This window comes from Variovorax sp. UC74_104 (assembly GCF_044055375.1).
Taxonomy (GTDB): Bacteria; Pseudomonadota; Gammaproteobacteria; order Burkholderiales; family Burkholderiaceae_C; genus Variovorax.
Genome location: NZ_CP171978.1, coordinates 6,222,361 through 6,237,604, shown reverse-complemented (window position 1 = coordinate 6,237,604; position 15,244 = coordinate 6,222,361). Strand labels below are relative to the sequence as shown.

Sequence of the window (15,244 nt, the reverse complement as noted above, 5' to 3'; positions counted from 1 at the left end):
CGCATCTCGCATGACCATGCAGGCCGCCGACACCGTCCGCTTCTGCGAAGGCGCGCAGCTGCTGCCCGTGCACGGCGTGCGCGGCGGCCGGCCCTTCGACGTGCAGGACTGGGTGGCCGAGGAGGTGCCGGTCGCGCTCGAATACAACGGCATCTCGCACGCCGTGATGCTCGCGACGCCGCTGGACCTCGAAGACTTCGCGCTCGGCTTCTCGCTGAGCGAGGGCATCCTCGGTGCGGCGCACGAGCTCTATGCGGTGGAGGCCGAGCAGTCGGCGCTGGGCTTCACGGTGCACATGCAGGTGTCGAGCGCCGCCTTCGCGCGCCTCAAGCAGCGCCGCCGCTCGATGGCCGGGCGCACCGGCTGCGGCCTGTGCGGTACGGAGAGCCTGACGCAGGTGTCGCGCGAAATCCCCGTGCTGCGCGACGATGCGGCAGTGCGCTTCGATCGCGAGGCCATCGCCCGCGCGATGTCGCAGCTGCCCTCGCAGCAGACCTTGCAGGAGGCCACCGGCGCGGTGCACGCGGCGGCATGGTGCTCGGCCGACGGCGAGGTGATGTGGCTGCGCGAAGACGTCGGCCGCCACAACGCGCTCGACAAGCTGGTGGGCGCGCTCGCGGCCAACGACGTCGATGCGTCGGCCGGCTTCATTGCCGTCACAAGCCGTGCGAGCTTCGAGATGATTCAGAAGGCCGCGATGGCCGGCGCGCCGCTGCTCGCCGCGGTGTCGGCGCCGACCTCCTTCGCGGTGACCACCGCCCAGCGCGCCGGCCTCACGCTGGTGGGCTTCGTGCGGCAGCAGGACCTTGGGGTCTACAGCCATCCGCAGCGGCTCGGCTGACGTTTTCTTCTCGACCGAGCAACCCTTCTTCGAAAGCCCCATGGAACACGATCACTCGGCACAACTGGTCAAGATGGCCAACCAGATCGGAACCTTCTTCCAGGCGCAGTCGCCGAGCGACGCGACCCTGGCCACGAATGCGATTGCGGCGCACCTGAAGTCTTTCTGGGCGCCGAGCATGCGCGTGCAGCTGATCCGCGCGCTCGAGGCAGGCACGGCCACGCATCTGCTGCCGATCGTCGCGTCGGCGGTTCGCAGCCACCGCGAGAACCTGATGCCGGGCGGAGCGCGCGAGGCGGCCGATGCGAAGGAGCAGTTTCCGCAGGGCGGGGGCGATGCGGGCTAGACGCGGCCCTTGCCGTCGGGACTCGGCTGTGCACTCCGCAGGGTCCGCACCAGATCGAGCGCCGTGGCCCGTGGCTGCTTGGGATCGCCGTTGATCAGGACGGTGAAGGTGATGCGCAACTCGTCCAGCCCCATCGCGCCTTGTGTCATGTACTTGTAGCCGCCGGGCTCCGGCTGCCGGTCGGTGGCGGAGAAGTAGTAGCCTGTCTTGCCAGGCGCGCCCAGTTCATTGATCTCGATGTCGCGTTCCACGGCCTGCGAGCGCGCCTGGTCCGCCGCGCCACGCACCAGCCGGCGAAGTTCATCGGGCGTGGAAGCAGTGGCCGATCCGCTCGGCCAGATGGGCGTGATCAACATCTGGAGCGATCCGGTGGTCGAGCCTGCGATGACGATGGTCGGCGGCAAATCGGCTCGGGTCCGCCGCACCTGGCCCTGCTATCCCGCCGGCAGGCTGACGACGAGATCGTGACGGCCTTGCAGAGGGACGCGAAGCTCCTCGGCTGCCGCGGGCGCCGCCACGAAGAGTGCAAGAAGTGTGGCGATGATCTTGTGCATGGTCCCTTGGTCTTCAATAGCGCCAGCGGGTAGCGCGCAACTTCGCCGCTCGATGGATGGAAGCCGCATCCGACTCCACAGGCCTGCAACGCCGCACGTCATCGGTGCGAAGCGAGAGCAGCGCGATGCGGGTCAGGCGCCGACGCCGCGGTTTTCCGGTGCCCCGCTGCTGCGACTGAAGCAGCGCTTCGTAGAACAGACACAGCGGCATGGCGATGAACACCATGCCCGCCACGTAGATCACCAGGCTCAGCACGGGGAAGTTGCTGCCGCCCCAATGGGGGATCGAGGTGGCGATGGCGAGGAGGGCGATGGCCGCGATCACCGCATGCAGCGCGTTGCGCACGAGCGTGATCCGCGGGGAGGCCGGCGCATCGTGCGACTGAAGGTGCGATACCGGATTCGGGCCGTGGCGGTCGCCCTTGTCTCCATCATTTTTCATCGTCGCTCCTCGGTGAAGGCGTCAATGATTCTTAACCGCGCATCCGGGCCGGTCAAGATCGGAGTCCCTTGGTCTTGGAGACCGGTTCCGGCTCAGTCGTACTTCACGGTGTAGATCAGGTCGAGCCCGCTGGTCTGCCCCGCCTGGCCGCGCAGCGTGAGGCGCGTCGTGAGGTCGTAGAAGATGAAGAGCGTGCCGAAGGTGCCGCCGATGCTGCGTTCGTAGGTGATGTAGAAGTCCTTCGAGAGGCGCTTGCCCAGGGTCACCGCGGATTCGCGCAGGTCGCCGCCGCTGCCGGGGCCCTTGAAGCCGAGTTCGTCGAGGCCGAAGCGGCTCGCGAGGCTGCCGCCGGTGGAGGCGCCGCCGATCTTGCCTAGCAGCGACAGCGCGGCCTGCTGCAGCAGCGCCGATTCGCCGCCGCTGGTGGCCGAGGCGCGGCCCAGCACGACCCATGAGAGCGTCTCGGCATCGGACAGCGCCGGTTCCGAGTACAGCTTCACGCGCGGCGACTGCGCGGTGCCGGTGATCTGCACGCCCGCGCGCTGCGAGAGGTTGGGGCGGATGGCGAGGATGTCGAGCGCCGGATTGTCGAAGGGACCGTTGAAGCGCGCGATGCCGGTCTCGACGTCGAGCTGCTGGCCGTAGGCGCGGTACTGGCCCTTCACCGTCTTCACCTCGCCGGTGATGCGCGGCGGCGCATCGAGCCGCGTGCTGCGGATTTCAAGGTTGCCCTCGAGGCGCGTGGTGATGCCGCGGCCCTGCACCGCGAAGTCGTCGCCCAGGTCGAACTCGACGGTGATGTCCGGCGGCTTGGCCGTTTGCGGCTTCGCGGCCTGCGCGTCGGCGCGGGCGGATTCGCGCTGCGCCGCCTCGGCGGCCTCGCGGTCCTTGGCGGCGGAGCGCACGACGACGTCGCTGCCCAGGCTGGGCGCGGTCTCGTCGGGCAGGATGATGACGGCGCGGTCGGTCCTGAGCTTGCCGCGCACGGTGAACTGGCCGTTGTCCAGCCGCGCCTGCAGGTCGCCCGAGAGCGTGACCTGCCGGTCGGTGCGCACCAGCACGCGCAGCGCGCGCAGCTGGCCCTGCACCGCCATGCGGATGCCGGAGGCCGAGCCGCTGGCCGGGCCCCAGGCGAGTTCGCCGCTGGCCGAGAGGGTGCCGCCGTCGGTGCGGGCCTCGCTGGCGGCGGTGCTGCGGTTGCCGCTCTGGCCGGCGATGCGCGCGCTGCTGCCGGCACCGCCCTTGAGCGTGAATTCGGTGATCTGCACGCGCTCGCCGGTGAGCGTGGCGCGCAGCCGGCCGTCGCGCAGGTCCAGCCCTTCGACGGGCGCGCGCAGCGCGAGCTTGTCGGCGCCCAGCGTGCCGTTCCAGCGCGGCGCGGCGCGGTTGCCCGAGAGCGTGGCGTTGGCGTCCAGCGTGCCGGCGATGCGCCAGCCCGGCGGCGCGAGCATCGACCACACGCCCAGGTTGGGCAGCGCGGCCTTGATGGTGCCGCCCAGCGGCGCGTCAGGCGCCCACTGCCAGCCGCCGGCGCGCTGCTGCACGCGGGTGTTGATGTCGGCGTCGATCTTGCCGGCGCGCTCGCTGTCCCAGGCGAGAACGGCGCGCACCGCGTCGCCGTCGGCATCGAGGCGCAGCTCGGCCTGGCGCAGGCCGGCCGGCGTGCTGGGCGCATCGCCGCTGGCCGATGCAGCGTTCATCGTGCGCTCGCTCGCGGTGCCCGTGCCGGTGCTGGTGATGCGCGTGACCAGCGCGGCCTCGCCGGCCTGCACGCGGATGTCGCCGCTCTGGCGCGCGAGGCGGGCCTTGGCGTGCAGCGTGTCGCCGGCGTCGATGTCCCAGTCGCCGTTGAACATCAGGTCGCCGCTGATGCCGTATTCGCCGAGCGTGGTATTGGCGCCGAATGCGCCGGCCCAGGCCATCGGCAGGCCCTGCAGCTGGCCCTTGGACTGAACGCGGAACACGCGGTTGGGCGCCGCGCCGCTCTGGCTGAAGCGCAGCGGCTGCCAGTCGATGCGCACCGTGCCGGGCACAGGACCGCGCAGCGTGGCCGAGGCGGCGGAGGCTTCCACGTCGAGGCGCGGCGCGTTGCCGCTGGCGGTCCGGATGGTCGCGGTGACTTCGCGGCCCAGTTCCAGCACCCATGGCGCGCCGGGGCGGGCGCTGTCCTGCACCTGCAGCTTCAGGCTGGCCAGCGCCGCGCGCCACTGGCCGGCACCGGCGATGCCGCCGCTGGCGCGGGTGTCGATGTCGAATTTCTGCGTGCCGGTGGCGGCCTCGCCCTTCAGCGCGAGCGTGGCCTGCGCGAGGCTGCCAGCAAGGTCGGCCTGCAGGTTGCGCAGCTGGATGTCGGTGTTCGTTGCGCCGGGCTGCTCGGAGGGCAGGGTGAGTTCGAGGCGCGGTACCGAGAGCGCGGCCTTGAGGCTCGGCTCGGCGACGCCGCGCGGGGCGGGTGCATTGGGGTTCTCCAGCCGGCGCTGGATGGTGCGCCAGCCGCCCTGCCAGCTGGCATCGAGCTTCGCCGAGCCCTTGGCGCCCGCGTTCGCGAACACCTTCGACAGCCCAGGCAGGCTCTGCACCCAGCGCTGCACGGTGTCGGCGTCGTCAATGGAGGCCCTGACCTCGCCGCCGCCCGAATCGGGCGCGATGCGGCCTTCGACCTGCGCGCTGCCGCCGGGCAACGCGAGGGCCAGCTTGCCGCTCGCGGCCTGCTCGGCCACGCGCACCTGCAGGCGGCCGTCGACGCTGGCGCGCTGCGCATCGATGCGCAGCGTGCGCAGGTCGAGCACCTGATCCTTCCACTGGCCCTGTGCCAGCGCGCGGTCGAGCGCGAAGCCGGGCAGGGCCTTGCTGCCCGCGCCGCCGCCTTCGGCGCGCAGGCTGGCGTCGAAGGCGATGGTGCTGTCCTTCTGCTCGGCCTTGAGCTGGCCGCTGACCGGAGCGCCCGAAAGCTCGCTGTAGAGCGCCGCGGGCCGCACGCCGCGCACGGTGGCCTGCGCTTGCCAGGGCGCGGGTGCCGGGCTCCACTTGCCGGCCGCGTCGATACGCCCGCCGCCCGCGCGCACAGTGGCTTCGGAAATGGTCCAGCTCGTGCCGTCGAAGCCGACCTTGGCCAGCAGCTGTTCGAGCGGCAGCTTCTCCTTGTCCCACGGCCCGGGCAGGGCGTTGCGGATGTCGGCGGAGGCCTTCCACGCGGCGGGGCCGGTGTCGGCGTCGGGCTGCAGCTCGACGGTGCCGGTGAGCCGCGTTTCGGGTGCGCCGGGCCAGAGGCTCGATGCATCGACGTTGCGCAGATCGGCCTTCGCGTCGATCACAGGCTGGGGCAGCCAGGGGGCGATCTGCGCCTTCAGGCTGGCTTCCATCGGCGCGTCGGCGTTCTCCTCGGCGGGCTTCAGCTCGGCCGCCACCTGCAGGCGCGCGCCGGTGCCGGCGAGCGTGCCCTTGACGGTGGCGGCTGCCAGCACGTCGATGTCGTGGTCCTCGGCCACGGGCGCCTTCACGCGGCCGTCGAGTGCCGCGTCGATCGCCATCGGCGCAGGGCCCTGCAGCTTCACGCGGGCGCTGTAGTGGCCGCTGGCGATGTCCACGCCCTTGACCTCCAGCGCATGCTCGGCGGACTTGTAGCTGTAGTTGCCGGAGAGGTTCAGCGCCTGCAGAACGGGCGGGCCGGCCCAGCGCAGTTCGTCGATGCGGAAGGGCAGCTCGACCTCGACCGGCAGCGCGAGCTGTTCGAGCGGCTCGGTGGGCTTGTCGCTCGGCGGGCCGCGCTTCTCGATCAGCACCTGCTTCGCATGCACCTCGCCGAGCTGCACCCTGCGCTTCAGCAGCGGCGCGAGCTGCCAACCGATGGTGGCGTCGTTCACCTCCACGGCGATGCTCTCGCTCTGGTACTTGAGCCAGCCGATGCGGCCGCCGGTGCGCAGCGAGCCGCTCACGTCGCGGCTTTCGAGCGTCTGGCCGGCCGGCAGGCGCTGCGCCGCCTGCGCGAGCGCGAAGGCGAGCGAGGTGTCCGAGCCCAGCCACCACCATGCGCCTGCGACCAGCAGCGCCACGGCCAGCAGCAGGCCGGCGACGGTCCAGGCCAGGGCGCGCATCGCACGCCGCGCGCGCGAGCGGCGGGGCGGCGCTGGCGGGGCAGGCGTTGGAGTGGATTCGTCTTCGGTCGGCATCTGTCGGTGCATCAGAAGGTGAAGCCGAGGCGGAAGTGCAGGCGGAACTTCTTCGAGTCCACGCCGTAGGCCAGGTCGGCCTGCACCGGCCCGACCGGGCTGCGCCAGCGCGCGCCCACGCCCACACCCACCTTGGGCTTGAGCTCGCCGGGCTTGTCGGCCACGGCGCCGGCGTCGACGAACACCACGCTCTCCCATTCGGTGAGCTTGTTGTTGTAGACGAAGGGGCGCTGCCACTCCACACTGGCCACGCCGAGGTAGCGGCCGGCCACGGTGGTGCCGTCGGCGCGCACGGTGCCGATCTGCTTGTAGCTATAGCCGCGCACGGTGGTGTCGCCGCCGGTCAGGAACATCAGCGTGGAGGGGATCTGCGCGCTGTCTTTCGCAGACACGGCGCCGGCCTCCACGCGCAGCTGCAGGCGGCTGCGGCGCGCGCGCAGCTCCTTGTCCTCGGCCGAGCCCAGCGGCAGCACGCCGAGCCAGCGCGCGTAGGTGCGCGTGAAGGGCACCTGCTCGCCGGTGAGCGTGTAGCCGGCCGCCACCTCGAGCGCGAGGCCGTAGCCGCGCGAGGGCGCCGAGTTGTCGTCGAAGTAGCGTCCGGTCCAGCCCCAGTTGGCGGTCACGGCCGAGGCAGAGGGCGGCGCGTTGGTGCCGCGGTTCTGCGCGTAGTCGTACTGCAGGAAGTAGCTGCGGTCGATGTGGTCGCCCGACTTGCTGCGCCCGCCGCGCAGCCGCCCGCTGTCGACCACGTAGCTGCCCGACTGCTCGCTCTTGAGCTCGGCGCCGGAGAACCAGCGCCAGCCGTGGTCGTCGGGAATGGCCTTCAGCTCGGTCGACAGCGACTTGATGTCGTTGTCCACCGACAGCCGCGAGACGGCGCGCCAGCCCAGCAGCGGCACCTGGTTGTGGATGTGGTCGACCGAAAGGCGCGGCCCGTTGTCGGTGGTGAAGCCCACGCCCAGCACCACCTTCTGCAGCGGCGCCTCGCGCAGCTGCGCGATGACGGGCGCGGCCAGCGGGTTGCCGCTGTCGGTGTCGAGCGTGAGGAACACCGAGTCGTAGTAGCCGCTGCTGGCCAGGCGCTGCTGGGCGTCGAGCAGCTTCTGCTGGTCGTAGTCCTGGCCGCTGGGCAGGCGCGCGATGCGGCGCGCGCCGTCGGGGTCGTAGCGCTGGATGCCGCGCAGCACCAGCGGCCCGAACTTGTACGCCGGGCCCGACTGGTAGGTGACGCTCAGTCGCGCCTCGCTGCGGTCGGCGTCGACCTCGGCGCGGCTGATCGCGATGCCGCCGGTGGGAAAGCGCTTGCCCGTGAGGCTGCGCAGCGCGGTGGTCTTGGCGTCGTCCCAGGCCTGCTGGGAGAAGGGCTGGCCGGCCCGTAGGGCCCAGGCGGTGCGGATGGTGTCGCGCTGCGACTCGGCGGCCGGGTCGTCGGCGATGGGCCCGGCATAGCTGATCTGCACGTTGCTCACCTTGGTGAGCTCGCCGGGCGACACGCTGATGACGATCTCGCGCGGAGCCTTCTCGCCCTGCGGCGTTTCGTTGAGTTCGAGCGTCAGCGTGGGCGTGAAGTAGCCGAGCGTGCCGAGCAGCTCGCGGGCATTGGCCTCGGCGGCCACCATGAGGCGCGAGATCTCGGTCGCGCCCAGGTCGTCGAGCTCGCGATAGCGCTGGATTTCAAGATGGAGCTTGAGGTAGTCGCGCACGGCCTCGGGGCCGCGCACGTCGACGGTGAAGGCGTCGCGCTTGTCGGACGCCTTCTTGTCGCCGTCTTCCTTCTCGTCCTTGCCGGATTCGGTGGTGCCTGCACCCGCCGCGCCGCTGCGCACGAGGCCCGTCACGGGTTTGTTTTCTTCGGCGGATTCCTTTTTCGGCAGCAGGCTGCAGCCTTGCAAGAGCAGGACGCCGAACAAAAACAAAGCCGGCCACCACGCCGGCGAAGAAACAGGAACCGCCCTGACCATGGGCGGATTCTGACAGCAAGCCCGGCCGGTTCCTGAAGGCCCGGCCGGATCGCCGGCATCGTCCTACTTGGACAGCATGCGCATCGCGTCCTCGAGGCCCCGCAGCGTGAGGGGGTACATGCGGTTGGACATCAGCTGCTGCATCACCGCGATGCTCTGGCGGTACTGCCACACGCCCTGGGGCTCGGGGTTGATCCACGCGAACTTCGGGAAGGTGTGCGTGAGGCGCTGGATCCACTCGGCGCCGGCTTCCTCGTTGTTGTATTCGACGCTGCCGCCGGGCTGCAGGATCTCGTAGGGGCTCATGGTCGCGTCGCCGACGAAGATGAGCTTGTAGTCCTTGTTGTACTTGCGCAGGATGTCCCAGGTGGCGAACTTCTCGGAGAAGCGGCGCTTGTTGTTCTTCCACATGAAGTCGTACACGCAGTTGTGGAAGTAGAAGAACTCCAGGTGCTTGAACTCGGTCTTCACGGCCGAGAACAGCTCCTCCACGCGCTGGATGTGCTCGTCCATCGTGCCGCCCACGTCCATCAGCAGCAGCACCTTGACGTTGTTGTGGCGCTCGGGCCGCATCTTGATGTCGAGGAAGCCGGCGTTGGCGGCGGTCGAGTGGATGGTGTCGTCGAGGTCCAGCTCCTCGTCGTGGCCCTCGCGCGCGAACTTGCGCAGCCGGCGCAGCGCGACCTTGATGTTGCGCGTGCCCAGTTCCTGCGTGTCGTCGTAGTCCTTGTAGGCGCGCTGGTCCCACACCTTCACGGCGCTCCTGTTCTTGCCCGCGCCGCCGATGCGGATGCCCTGCGGGTTGTAGCCGCCGTTGCCGAAGGGCGAGGTGCCGCCGGTGCCGATCCACTTGCTGCCGCCCTCGTGGCGCTCCTTCTGCTCCTCGAAGCGCTTCTTGAGCGTCTCCATGAGCTCGTCCCAGCCCATCTTCTCGATCTTGGCCTTTTCTTCAGCCGTGAACTCGCGTTCCAGCGTCTTCCTGAGCCAGTCGAGCGGCACTTCCTTGGTGAAGTCGGTCAGCATCTCCACGCCCTTGAAATAGGCGGCGAAGGCGCGGTCGAACTTGTCGTAGTGCTTCTCGTCCTTCACGAGCGCAGTGCGCGAGAGGTAGTAGAAATCGTCGATGCCGTAGGCGCCGTCGGAGTTGGGGCCCACCACGTCGGCCTGCAGGGCCTCCAGCAGCGTGAGGTATTCCTTGACCGACACCGGCAGCTTGGCCGAGCGCAGGGTGTAGAAGAAGTCGATGAGCATGGGGTGCTCCTTGTGTTTCGTTCAGCCGCGCGGCTTGTCGAGCAGGTACAGCAGCTACGCCTTCACCTCTGGCCATTCGCCCGAACGCAGGCTGTACATGACGGTGTCGCGGATGGTGCCGTCGCGGCGCATCGCGTGGCCGCGGATCACGCCGTCCTTCTTCGCGCCCAGCCGCTCGATGGCGCGCTGCGAGGCGAAGTTGAAGTTGTCGGTGCGCCAGCCCACGGTGTTGCAGTCCAGCGCGTCGAAGGCGTGCCCGAGCATCAGCAGCTTGCAGGTGGTGTTGACGTGAGTGCGCTGGCAGCGCGCGGCGTACCACGTGTAGCCGATCTCCACGCGCTTCACCGCGGAAGAATGTCGTGGAAGCTGGTGGTGCCGAGCACGGTACCGGTGGCTTCGTCGGTCACGGCGAAGGCGAAGCGGTCGGCGGTCTTGAGCGCGGTCTCGATGTAGGCGCGGGTGTTCTCCTGCTCGGGCACGGAGGTGACGCGCAGCTTCCACAGCTCGCCGTCGGCGGCAGCGGTGCGCAGGCCTTCTTCGTGATCGAGCGCGAGCGGCACCAGCGCGATGCCGCGGGCCTTCAGCGTGACGGGTTCGACGAATGCCATCTGTCTCTTTCCTCCGCGCTCGCGGGCCTCAGCCGCGCGGGTCGCCGTACTTGCCCGTGTACCAGACGCGCGCGGCCTGCGCGCCTGCGCCGCCGCCCAGGCCGATCAGCGCGATGCCGATGAGCTCTCGCTTGTTGTATTCGCCGCTGCCGAAAGCATCGAGGCCCAGCAGCAGCCCGAGCCCGCGGCCCAGCAGCGCGCCCACCATGAACATCACGGCCTGGGCGATGCCCAGCTTCATGAGTTGCCTGGTGGAGTGTTTCTGGCTGCTCATGGTTTCAGCGGTTGTTGCGCTGCATGAAGACGAGCTTCTCGAAGAGCGTCACGTCCTGTTCGTTCTTGAGCAGCGCGCCCACCAGCGGCGGCACGGCGACCTTGTCGTCCTTGCTCTGCAGCGCCTCGAGCGGAATGTCCTCGGCCACCAGCAGCTTGAGCCAGTCGAGCAGCTCGGAGGTGGAGGGCTTCTTCTTCAGGCCGGGCAGGTTGCGCACGTCGTAGAAGGTCTTCATCGCGGCCGCGAGCAGCTCCTGCTTGAGGCCGGGGAAGTGAACTGCGACGATGTGCTTCATCGTCTCGGCGTCGGGGAACTTGATGTAGTGGAAGAAGCAGCGGCGCAGGAAGGCGTCGGGCAGTTCCTTCTCGTTGTTGGAGGTGATGAACACCACCGGCCGGTGCTTGGCGCGGATGAGTTCGCGCGTCTCGTAGCAGTAGAACTCCATGCGGTCGATTTCGCGCAGCAGGTCGTTCGGGAATTCGATGTCGGCCTTGTCGATCTCGTCGATCAGCAGCGCCACCGGCTGGTCGGCAGTGAAGGCCTGCCAGAGCACACCCTTGACGATGTAGTTGTTGATGTCGCTCACGCGCTCGCCGCCGTCCAGGTCTTTCAGCTGCGAGTCGCGCAGGCGGCTCACCGCGTCGTATTCATACAGGCCCTGCTGCGCCTTGGTGGTCGACTTGATATGCCACTGCAGCAGCGGCAGGCCCAGCGATTGGGCCACTTCCTCGGCCAGCATGGTCTTGCCGGTGCCGGGTTCGCCCTTGACGAGCAGCGGGCGCTTGAGCGTGATGGCCGCGTTGACCGCGAGCATCAGGTCCTGAGTGGCGACGTAGTTGTCTGAGCCCTGGAATTTCATGAGTGATGAGAAGTGGGACGGAGGCTGGGGTGGAGAAAAGAACACACCCGATGTGCGTCGTGCAGCCTCAGGGTTGGCCTGCACAGGGTTCCAGGGGACCCCTGCATATAATCGAATGTTGATCCGAAAAACTGTACTCTCCACGAGATTGTGCGCGCAAAATGAACAAGTTGTTGACCACGATGTTTGCCCTTGCTGTCGCTTCCGTGACGGTCTCGGCTGAAGCCCAACAAGTCACTGGCAAGGCCCAGGACGGAGCAAAGAAGGTACAGATGTGCGTGGGCTGCCACGGCATCATCGGCTACCAGGCCAGCTTCCCGGAGATTCACAAGGTGCCGATGATCGCGGGCCAGAGCGCCACCTACATCACGGCAGCGCTCACCGCGTACAAGGGCGGCGACCGCAAGCATCCCACCATGCGCGCCATCGCGGACACGCTCACCGACCAGGACATCGCCGACGTCGCCGCCTACTACAGCCAGCTCGGCCTGAAGGACGGCAGCGCACCTCCCGCCACGCTGGCCAAGGCCACGCCCGCCAACGTCGAGGCACTCATCACCCGCAACGCCGACAACAGCTGCACCAAGTGCCACGGCGCCAACTTCAACACACCGAACGACGGCACCGTGCCCAAGCTGGCCGGCCAGCATGCCGACTACCTCTTCGTCGCGCTCAAGTCGTACCGCGTGAAGAACAACTCGCACCTGGGCCGTTCGAACGCGGTGATGGGCCAGCAGGTCGAGGAGAAGAAGTTCACCAACGCCGAACTCAAGACGCTGGCCAGCTACATCAGCTCGCTGCCGGGAGAGCTGAAGACGGTGCCCGAATCGCGCATCCACCACGGCGCCGAATAAGCAAGCCGAGCACTTCCGAAACGACCAAAACGAAAAAGCCCGCTGATGCGGGCTTTTTCATGTCCGGGATTTCCCTGAGAGATCAGGCGGATCAGACGTCGAAGAACGCCGTCTCGTCGGCACCCTGCATGCGGATGTCGAAGCGGTAGGTGACGGCGCCGCCTTGCTCCACGCGCTCGGCGATCAGCGTGTGGCGGCGCTCGGCGGGCACGCTCTGCAGCACTGCGTCCTTCGCGTTGGCTTCGGCCTCGTCGCTGAAGTAGATGCGCGTGAAGGCATGCAGCAGCAGGCCGCGCATCAGCACGATCGCGTTGATGTGCGGTGCCTCGCCGGGCGACTCGGCGCCGGGCTTCACCGTGTGGAACACGAAGCGGTTGCCCTCGTGCGTGCCGGTGCCGACGCGGCCGAAGGCGCGGAAGCCCATGGTGCGCGCTTCTTCGGGCGTCTGCGGGTAGCGGCCTTCGCCGTCGGGCTGGCTGATCTCGACCATCGCGTCGTTGATCGGGTTGCCGTCGCCATCGAGCACGCGGCCTTCGAGGCGGATGCGCTGGCCCTTGGCGTTGTCGAGCGCGAGCACCGCGTCGAAGGGCTGGTCGAAGTCGTAGCCGTATTGCGTGGCGGTGAGGCCGTAGGCGAAGTAGGGGCCCACGGTCTGCGAGGGGGTCTGGCCGAAGTCGGCTTCCAGTGCGGTCATCAGCATGGTGTGTCTCCTGGCTCAGCGGTTCTCGAAGGGGGTTTCGTCTGCGCCGCGCAGCACGATGTCGAACTGGTAGCCCAGCGCGTAGCCGTCCTCGGTGATGTCGAGGCTGAAGTCGGCGATGAGGCGGTTGCGGTAGCGCTCGGGGGTGCCGGTGATCATCGGGTCGTACTGGTGCAGCGGGTCGCCGGGGAAGTACATCTGCGTGACCAGGCGGCTTGCGAAGCTCTGGCCGAACAGCGACAGGTGGATGTGCTGCGGACGCCAGGCGTTCGGGTGGTTGCCCCAGGGGTAGGCGCCGGGCTTGATGGTGAGGAAGCGGTAGCGGCCTTCGCTGTCGGTCAGGCAGCGGCCGGCGCCGAGGAAGTTGGGGTCGAGCGGGGCGTCGTGCTGGTCGACCTTGTGCACGTAGCGGCCGGCGGCGTTGGCCTGCCACAGCTCGACCAGCGTGTTGGCCACCGGGCGGCGGCGGTCGTCGAGCACGCGGCCGGTGAGGATCATGCGCTCGCCCAGCGGCTCGCCGTTCTTGCGCGCGTTGCGCGTGAGGTCGTGGTCGAACTCGCCGATGCTGTCGTGGCCGTACACCGGCTGCTGCAGCTCGCCGAGCGAGGCCTTCAGCGGAATGAGCGGCTTCTGCGGGCCGCGCTTCACGGTGGACTTGTAGCCGGGGTAGATGTAGCTGGGGTGGGCATCCCAGTCGCGCGGCGTGAGGATGGGCGAGTCGCCCTTGGTATGGGTCGGCATGAACGTTGTCTCCTGTCGTGGGACGCTTCGGAAGCCGCCACTGTAGAAGCGGCTTCCGATGATGTAAATTGAAGATTGCTACGTTTTCAATAACCGGCAGGAATTGAAAAACCAACTCACCGATCTTCGCCAGGACTTCGTGCGCAACGTGCAGCTGCGGCACCTGCGCTGCTTCGTCACGGTGGCCCAGGAGCGCCACCTCGCGCGCGCCGCCGAGCGGCTGGCGCTGAGCCAGCCGGCGGTGTCGAAGACGCTCTCCGAGCTCGAAGGCCATTGCCGGCACGCGGCTGGTCGAGCGCAGCAACGCCGGGCGGCGCGGCGTGCAGGGCCTCACGGCCGCCGGCGAGCAGTTGCTGGCGCATGCGCTGCGCGTGCTGGAGGCGCTCGACGCCAGCGCGCAGGCAGTGGCGCCCGCGGCGGGCGAGCGCATCGAGCGGCTGCGCATCGGCGCGCTGCCCAGCGTGGCGCCGGCCCTGTTGCCGCAGGCGCTGGCGCGGCTGCGCGACAGCAGGCCATCGGTGCAGATCGTGGTGAAGAGCGCTGCCAACGCCGCTTTGCTCGACGAGCTGCGCGCCGGCGAACTCGACCTGGTGGTGGGCCGCATGAGCGATCCGCGCCTGATGGGCGGCCTGAGCTTCGAGCTGCTGCACACCGAGGCGCTGGTGTTCGCGGTGCGCGCGGGCCATCCGCTGGCGCACAAGGCGGCGTCGGTGCAGGCGGTGCTGGCCTATCCGCTGGTGGTGTACGGCGAGGGCACCAGCCCGCGCCACAACACCGAGAGCTTCCTGTCGGCGCGCGGCCTCGTGCTGCCGGCCAACGCGCTGCAGACGCTCGACGTGGCGGTGGCTCGTGCGCTGGCGGCAGTGTCCGACGCAGTGTGGATCACGCCACTGGGTGCCGCGCGCGGCGAGCTGGACGATGGGCGCCTCGTGCGGCTGCGCATCGAGACGGCCGGCACCGAGGAGCCGGTCGGCCTGCTGCAGCGCAGCGACGCCGAGCCCTCGACATTGCGCGCTGCCATGGCCGCGCTGCTGCGTGAAGCGGCGAAGCAGCAGGGCGCGGTCCCGCCCATGGCCAAGAGGAAGCGCGGCGGCTAGTCCTTCGTCGCCCGGCGCTGCACGCAGGCCACATAACCCTCGCCATCCGGCGGCCGGCCCGCGCGCTGGCTCTCCCACATCATCTGGCCCAGGCACTCCATCGCCTCGTGATGCGCATGCAGCAGCGAGCCGCGCCGAGCTGCCAGTAGCTCGACCGCCTGGCGGATGCCGCGCGGCTGGTCGATGGAGCACTGCTCGCTGATCGACAGGTGCATCGACAGATGCAGGAACGGGTTCTCGCGCCCGTTCGATCCGTCGTACACCCGCGCCACCGCCGCGTCGGCGTCGGCCAGGTCCTCGTGGTACTCGGGGTGCTGGTCGATCCAGCCGGCGGCGATGGTCTCGAGCGCTTCCATCGGCAGGCCCTGCCGGTGCTTGGCGTAGACGTCGCAGAAGAAGCGGCGCACGTCTTCCTGGGAGGGGTTGAACATATCTATATAGAGGGTGAGAAAAAGAAGAGTGGGTGCGGTGATCGCGGGTGCGTTTGCCAGTGCGTTTGCAGGTGTGTCCGCGGCCCCTCGGATGTGTCGGACGTTCCGGGTACGCG

Annotated in this window: 13 protein-coding genes and 2 pseudogenes; 4 read left to right on the top strand and 11 right to left on the bottom strand. The window is 68.9% G+C overall.

All coding sequences use genetic code 11. The features are described from left to right. Positions 1–16: 16 nt before the first annotated feature. Together fdhD and ACHMXA_RS29480 are read left to right on the top strand one after the other, a co-directional pair. Positions 17–841: a formate dehydrogenase accessory sulfurtransferase FdhD gene (gene fdhD / locus ACHMXA_RS29485; protein ID WP_395321411.1), complete on the top strand. Its 825-nt coding sequence runs from the start codon at positions 17–19 to the stop codon at positions 839–841. A 40-nt stretch (positions 842–881) separates the two neighbouring features. Then, positions 882–1,187 carry a formate dehydrogenase subunit delta gene (locus tag ACHMXA_RS29480; protein ID WP_395317392.1) on the top strand — a complete coding sequence of 102 codons (306 nt, stop codon included), beginning with the start codon at positions 882–884 and terminating at the stop codon, positions 1,185–1,187. Here the strand turns inward: ACHMXA_RS29480 and ACHMXA_RS29475 are convergent. The 8 genes and pseudogenes from ACHMXA_RS29475 to ACHMXA_RS29440 form a co-directional block, all read right to left on the bottom strand. Further along, complete coding sequence (locus ACHMXA_RS29475; RefSeq protein WP_395317391.1) at positions 1,184–1,543, bottom strand: hypothetical protein; 360 nt, start codon at positions 1,541–1,543, stop codon at positions 1,184–1,186. The genes ACHMXA_RS29480 and ACHMXA_RS29475 overlap by 4 nt on opposite strands. 211 nt (positions 1,544–1,754) lie before the next feature. After that, positions 1,755–2,183: a hypothetical protein gene (locus tag ACHMXA_RS29470; protein ID WP_395317390.1), complete on the bottom strand. Its 429-nt coding sequence runs from the start codon at positions 2,181–2,183 to the stop codon at positions 1,755–1,757. 92 nt (positions 2,184–2,275) lie between these two features. Next, positions 2,276–6,352 (bottom strand): translocation/assembly module TamB domain-containing protein, encoded by a 4,077-nt coding sequence (locus tag ACHMXA_RS29465; protein WP_395317389.1) that lies wholly within the window; start codon positions 6,350–6,352, stop codon positions 2,276–2,278. 11 nt (positions 6,353–6,363) lie between these two features. Next, positions 6,364–8,313 (bottom strand): autotransporter assembly complex family protein, encoded by a 1,950-nt coding sequence (locus ACHMXA_RS29460; RefSeq protein ID WP_395317388.1) that lies wholly within the window; start codon positions 8,311–8,313, stop codon positions 6,364–6,366. A 63-nt stretch (positions 8,314–8,376) separates the two neighbouring features. Beyond that, a complete protein-coding gene (locus tag ACHMXA_RS29455) occupies positions 8,377–9,564 on the bottom strand; it encodes a VWA domain-containing protein (RefSeq protein ID WP_176663400.1) in 1,188 nt (395 codons plus the stop codon). A gap of 54 nt (positions 9,565–9,618) precedes the next feature. Further along, positions 9,619–10,172, bottom strand: a pseudogene (locus ACHMXA_RS29450) (GNAT family N-acetyltransferase). Positions 10,173–10,200: 28 nt separating this feature from the next. Further along, positions 10,201–10,446, bottom strand: coding sequence for a hypothetical protein (locus tag ACHMXA_RS29445; RefSeq protein WP_019656219.1), 246 nt, complete (start codon positions 10,444–10,446; stop codon positions 10,201–10,203). Positions 10,447–10,450: 4 nt separating this feature from the next. Further along, positions 10,451–11,305, bottom strand: a complete 855-nt coding sequence (locus ACHMXA_RS29440) for a MoxR family ATPase (RefSeq protein ID WP_126023576.1) — start codon at positions 11,303–11,305, stop codon at positions 10,451–10,453. A 161-nt stretch (positions 11,306–11,466) separates the two neighbouring features. Here ACHMXA_RS29440 and ACHMXA_RS29435 point away from each other — a divergent pair, with 161 nt between their 5' ends. Next, positions 11,467–12,159 carry a c-type cytochrome gene (locus ACHMXA_RS29435; RefSeq protein ID WP_395317387.1) on the top strand — a complete coding sequence of 231 codons (693 nt, stop codon included), beginning with the start codon at positions 11,467–11,469 and terminating at the stop codon, positions 12,157–12,159. 91 nt (positions 12,160–12,250) lie between these two features. Here ACHMXA_RS29435 and pcaG read toward each other — a convergent pair whose 3' ends face one another. Together pcaG and pcaH are read right to left on the bottom strand one after the other, a co-directional pair. Then, on the bottom strand, positions 12,251–12,859 hold the full coding sequence (gene pcaG / locus ACHMXA_RS29430) for a protocatechuate 3,4-dioxygenase subunit alpha (RefSeq protein WP_395317386.1): 609 nt from the start codon (positions 12,857–12,859) through the stop codon (positions 12,251–12,253). A gap of 15 nt (positions 12,860–12,874) precedes the next feature. Beyond that, positions 12,875–13,600 carry a protocatechuate 3,4-dioxygenase subunit beta gene (pcaH, locus tag ACHMXA_RS29425; RefSeq protein WP_019656215.1) on the bottom strand — a complete coding sequence of 242 codons (726 nt, stop codon included), beginning with the start codon at positions 13,598–13,600 and terminating at the stop codon, positions 12,875–12,877. 139 nt (positions 13,601–13,739) lie between these two features. Here pcaH and ACHMXA_RS29420 point away from each other — a divergent pair. Then, positions 13,740–14,697, top strand: a pseudogene (locus ACHMXA_RS29420) (LysR substrate-binding domain-containing protein). Here ACHMXA_RS29420 and ACHMXA_RS29415 read toward each other — a convergent pair. After that, on the bottom strand, positions 14,694–15,128 hold the full coding sequence (locus ACHMXA_RS29415) for a DUF1841 family protein (RefSeq protein WP_019656213.1): 435 nt from the start codon (positions 15,126–15,128) through the stop codon (positions 14,694–14,696). The pseudogene ACHMXA_RS29420 and the gene ACHMXA_RS29415 overlap by 4 nt on opposite strands. Positions 15,129–15,244: the final 116 nt, after the last annotated feature.

What these genes read in the sequence shown, in the direction of transcription:
- pcaG (WP_395317386.1), bottom strand. Translation starts at nt 12,859, where the DNA reads ATGCTGATGACCGCACTGGAAGCCGACTTCGGCCAGACCCCCTCGCAG.
- fdhD (WP_395321411.1), top strand. Translation starts at nt 17, where the DNA reads ATGCAGGCCGCCGACACCGTCCGCTTCTGCGAAGGCGCGCAGCTGCTG.
- ACHMXA_RS29440 (WP_126023576.1), bottom strand. Translation starts at nt 11,305, where the DNA reads ATGAAATTCCAGGGCTCAGACAACTACGTCGCCACTCAGGACCTGATG.
- ACHMXA_RS29470 (WP_395317390.1), bottom strand. Translation starts at nt 2,183, where the DNA reads ATGAAAAATGATGGAGACAAGGGCGACCGCCACGGCCCGAATCCGGTA.
- ACHMXA_RS29455 (WP_176663400.1), bottom strand. Translation starts at nt 9,564, where the DNA reads ATGCTCATCGACTTCTTCTACACCCTGCGCTCGGCCAAGCTGCCGGTG.
- ACHMXA_RS29445 (WP_019656219.1), bottom strand. Translation starts at nt 10,446, where the DNA reads ATGAGCAGCCAGAAACACTCCACCAGGCAACTCATGAAGCTGGGCATC.
- ACHMXA_RS29465 (WP_395317389.1), bottom strand. Translation starts at nt 6,352, where the DNA reads ATGCCGACCGAAGACGAATCCACTCCAACGCCTGCCCCGCCAGCGCCG.
- ACHMXA_RS29435 (WP_395317387.1), top strand. Translation starts at nt 11,467, where the DNA reads ATGAACAAGTTGTTGACCACGATGTTTGCCCTTGCTGTCGCTTCCGTG.
- ACHMXA_RS29480 (WP_395317392.1), top strand. Translation starts at nt 882, where the DNA reads ATGGAACACGATCACTCGGCACAACTGGTCAAGATGGCCAACCAGATC.
- pcaH (WP_019656215.1), bottom strand. Translation starts at nt 13,600, where the DNA reads ATGCCGACCCATACCAAGGGCGACTCGCCCATCCTCACGCCGCGCGAC.
- ACHMXA_RS29460 (WP_395317388.1), bottom strand. Translation starts at nt 8,313, where the DNA reads ATGGTCAGGGCGGTTCCTGTTTCTTCGCCGGCGTGGTGGCCGGCTTTG.
- ACHMXA_RS29475 (WP_395317391.1), bottom strand. Translation starts at nt 1,543, where the DNA reads ATGTTGATCACGCCCATCTGGCCGAGCGGATCGGCCACTGCTTCCACG.
- ACHMXA_RS29415 (WP_019656213.1), bottom strand. Translation starts at nt 15,128, where the DNA reads ATGTTCAACCCCTCCCAGGAAGACGTGCGCCGCTTCTTCTGCGACGTC.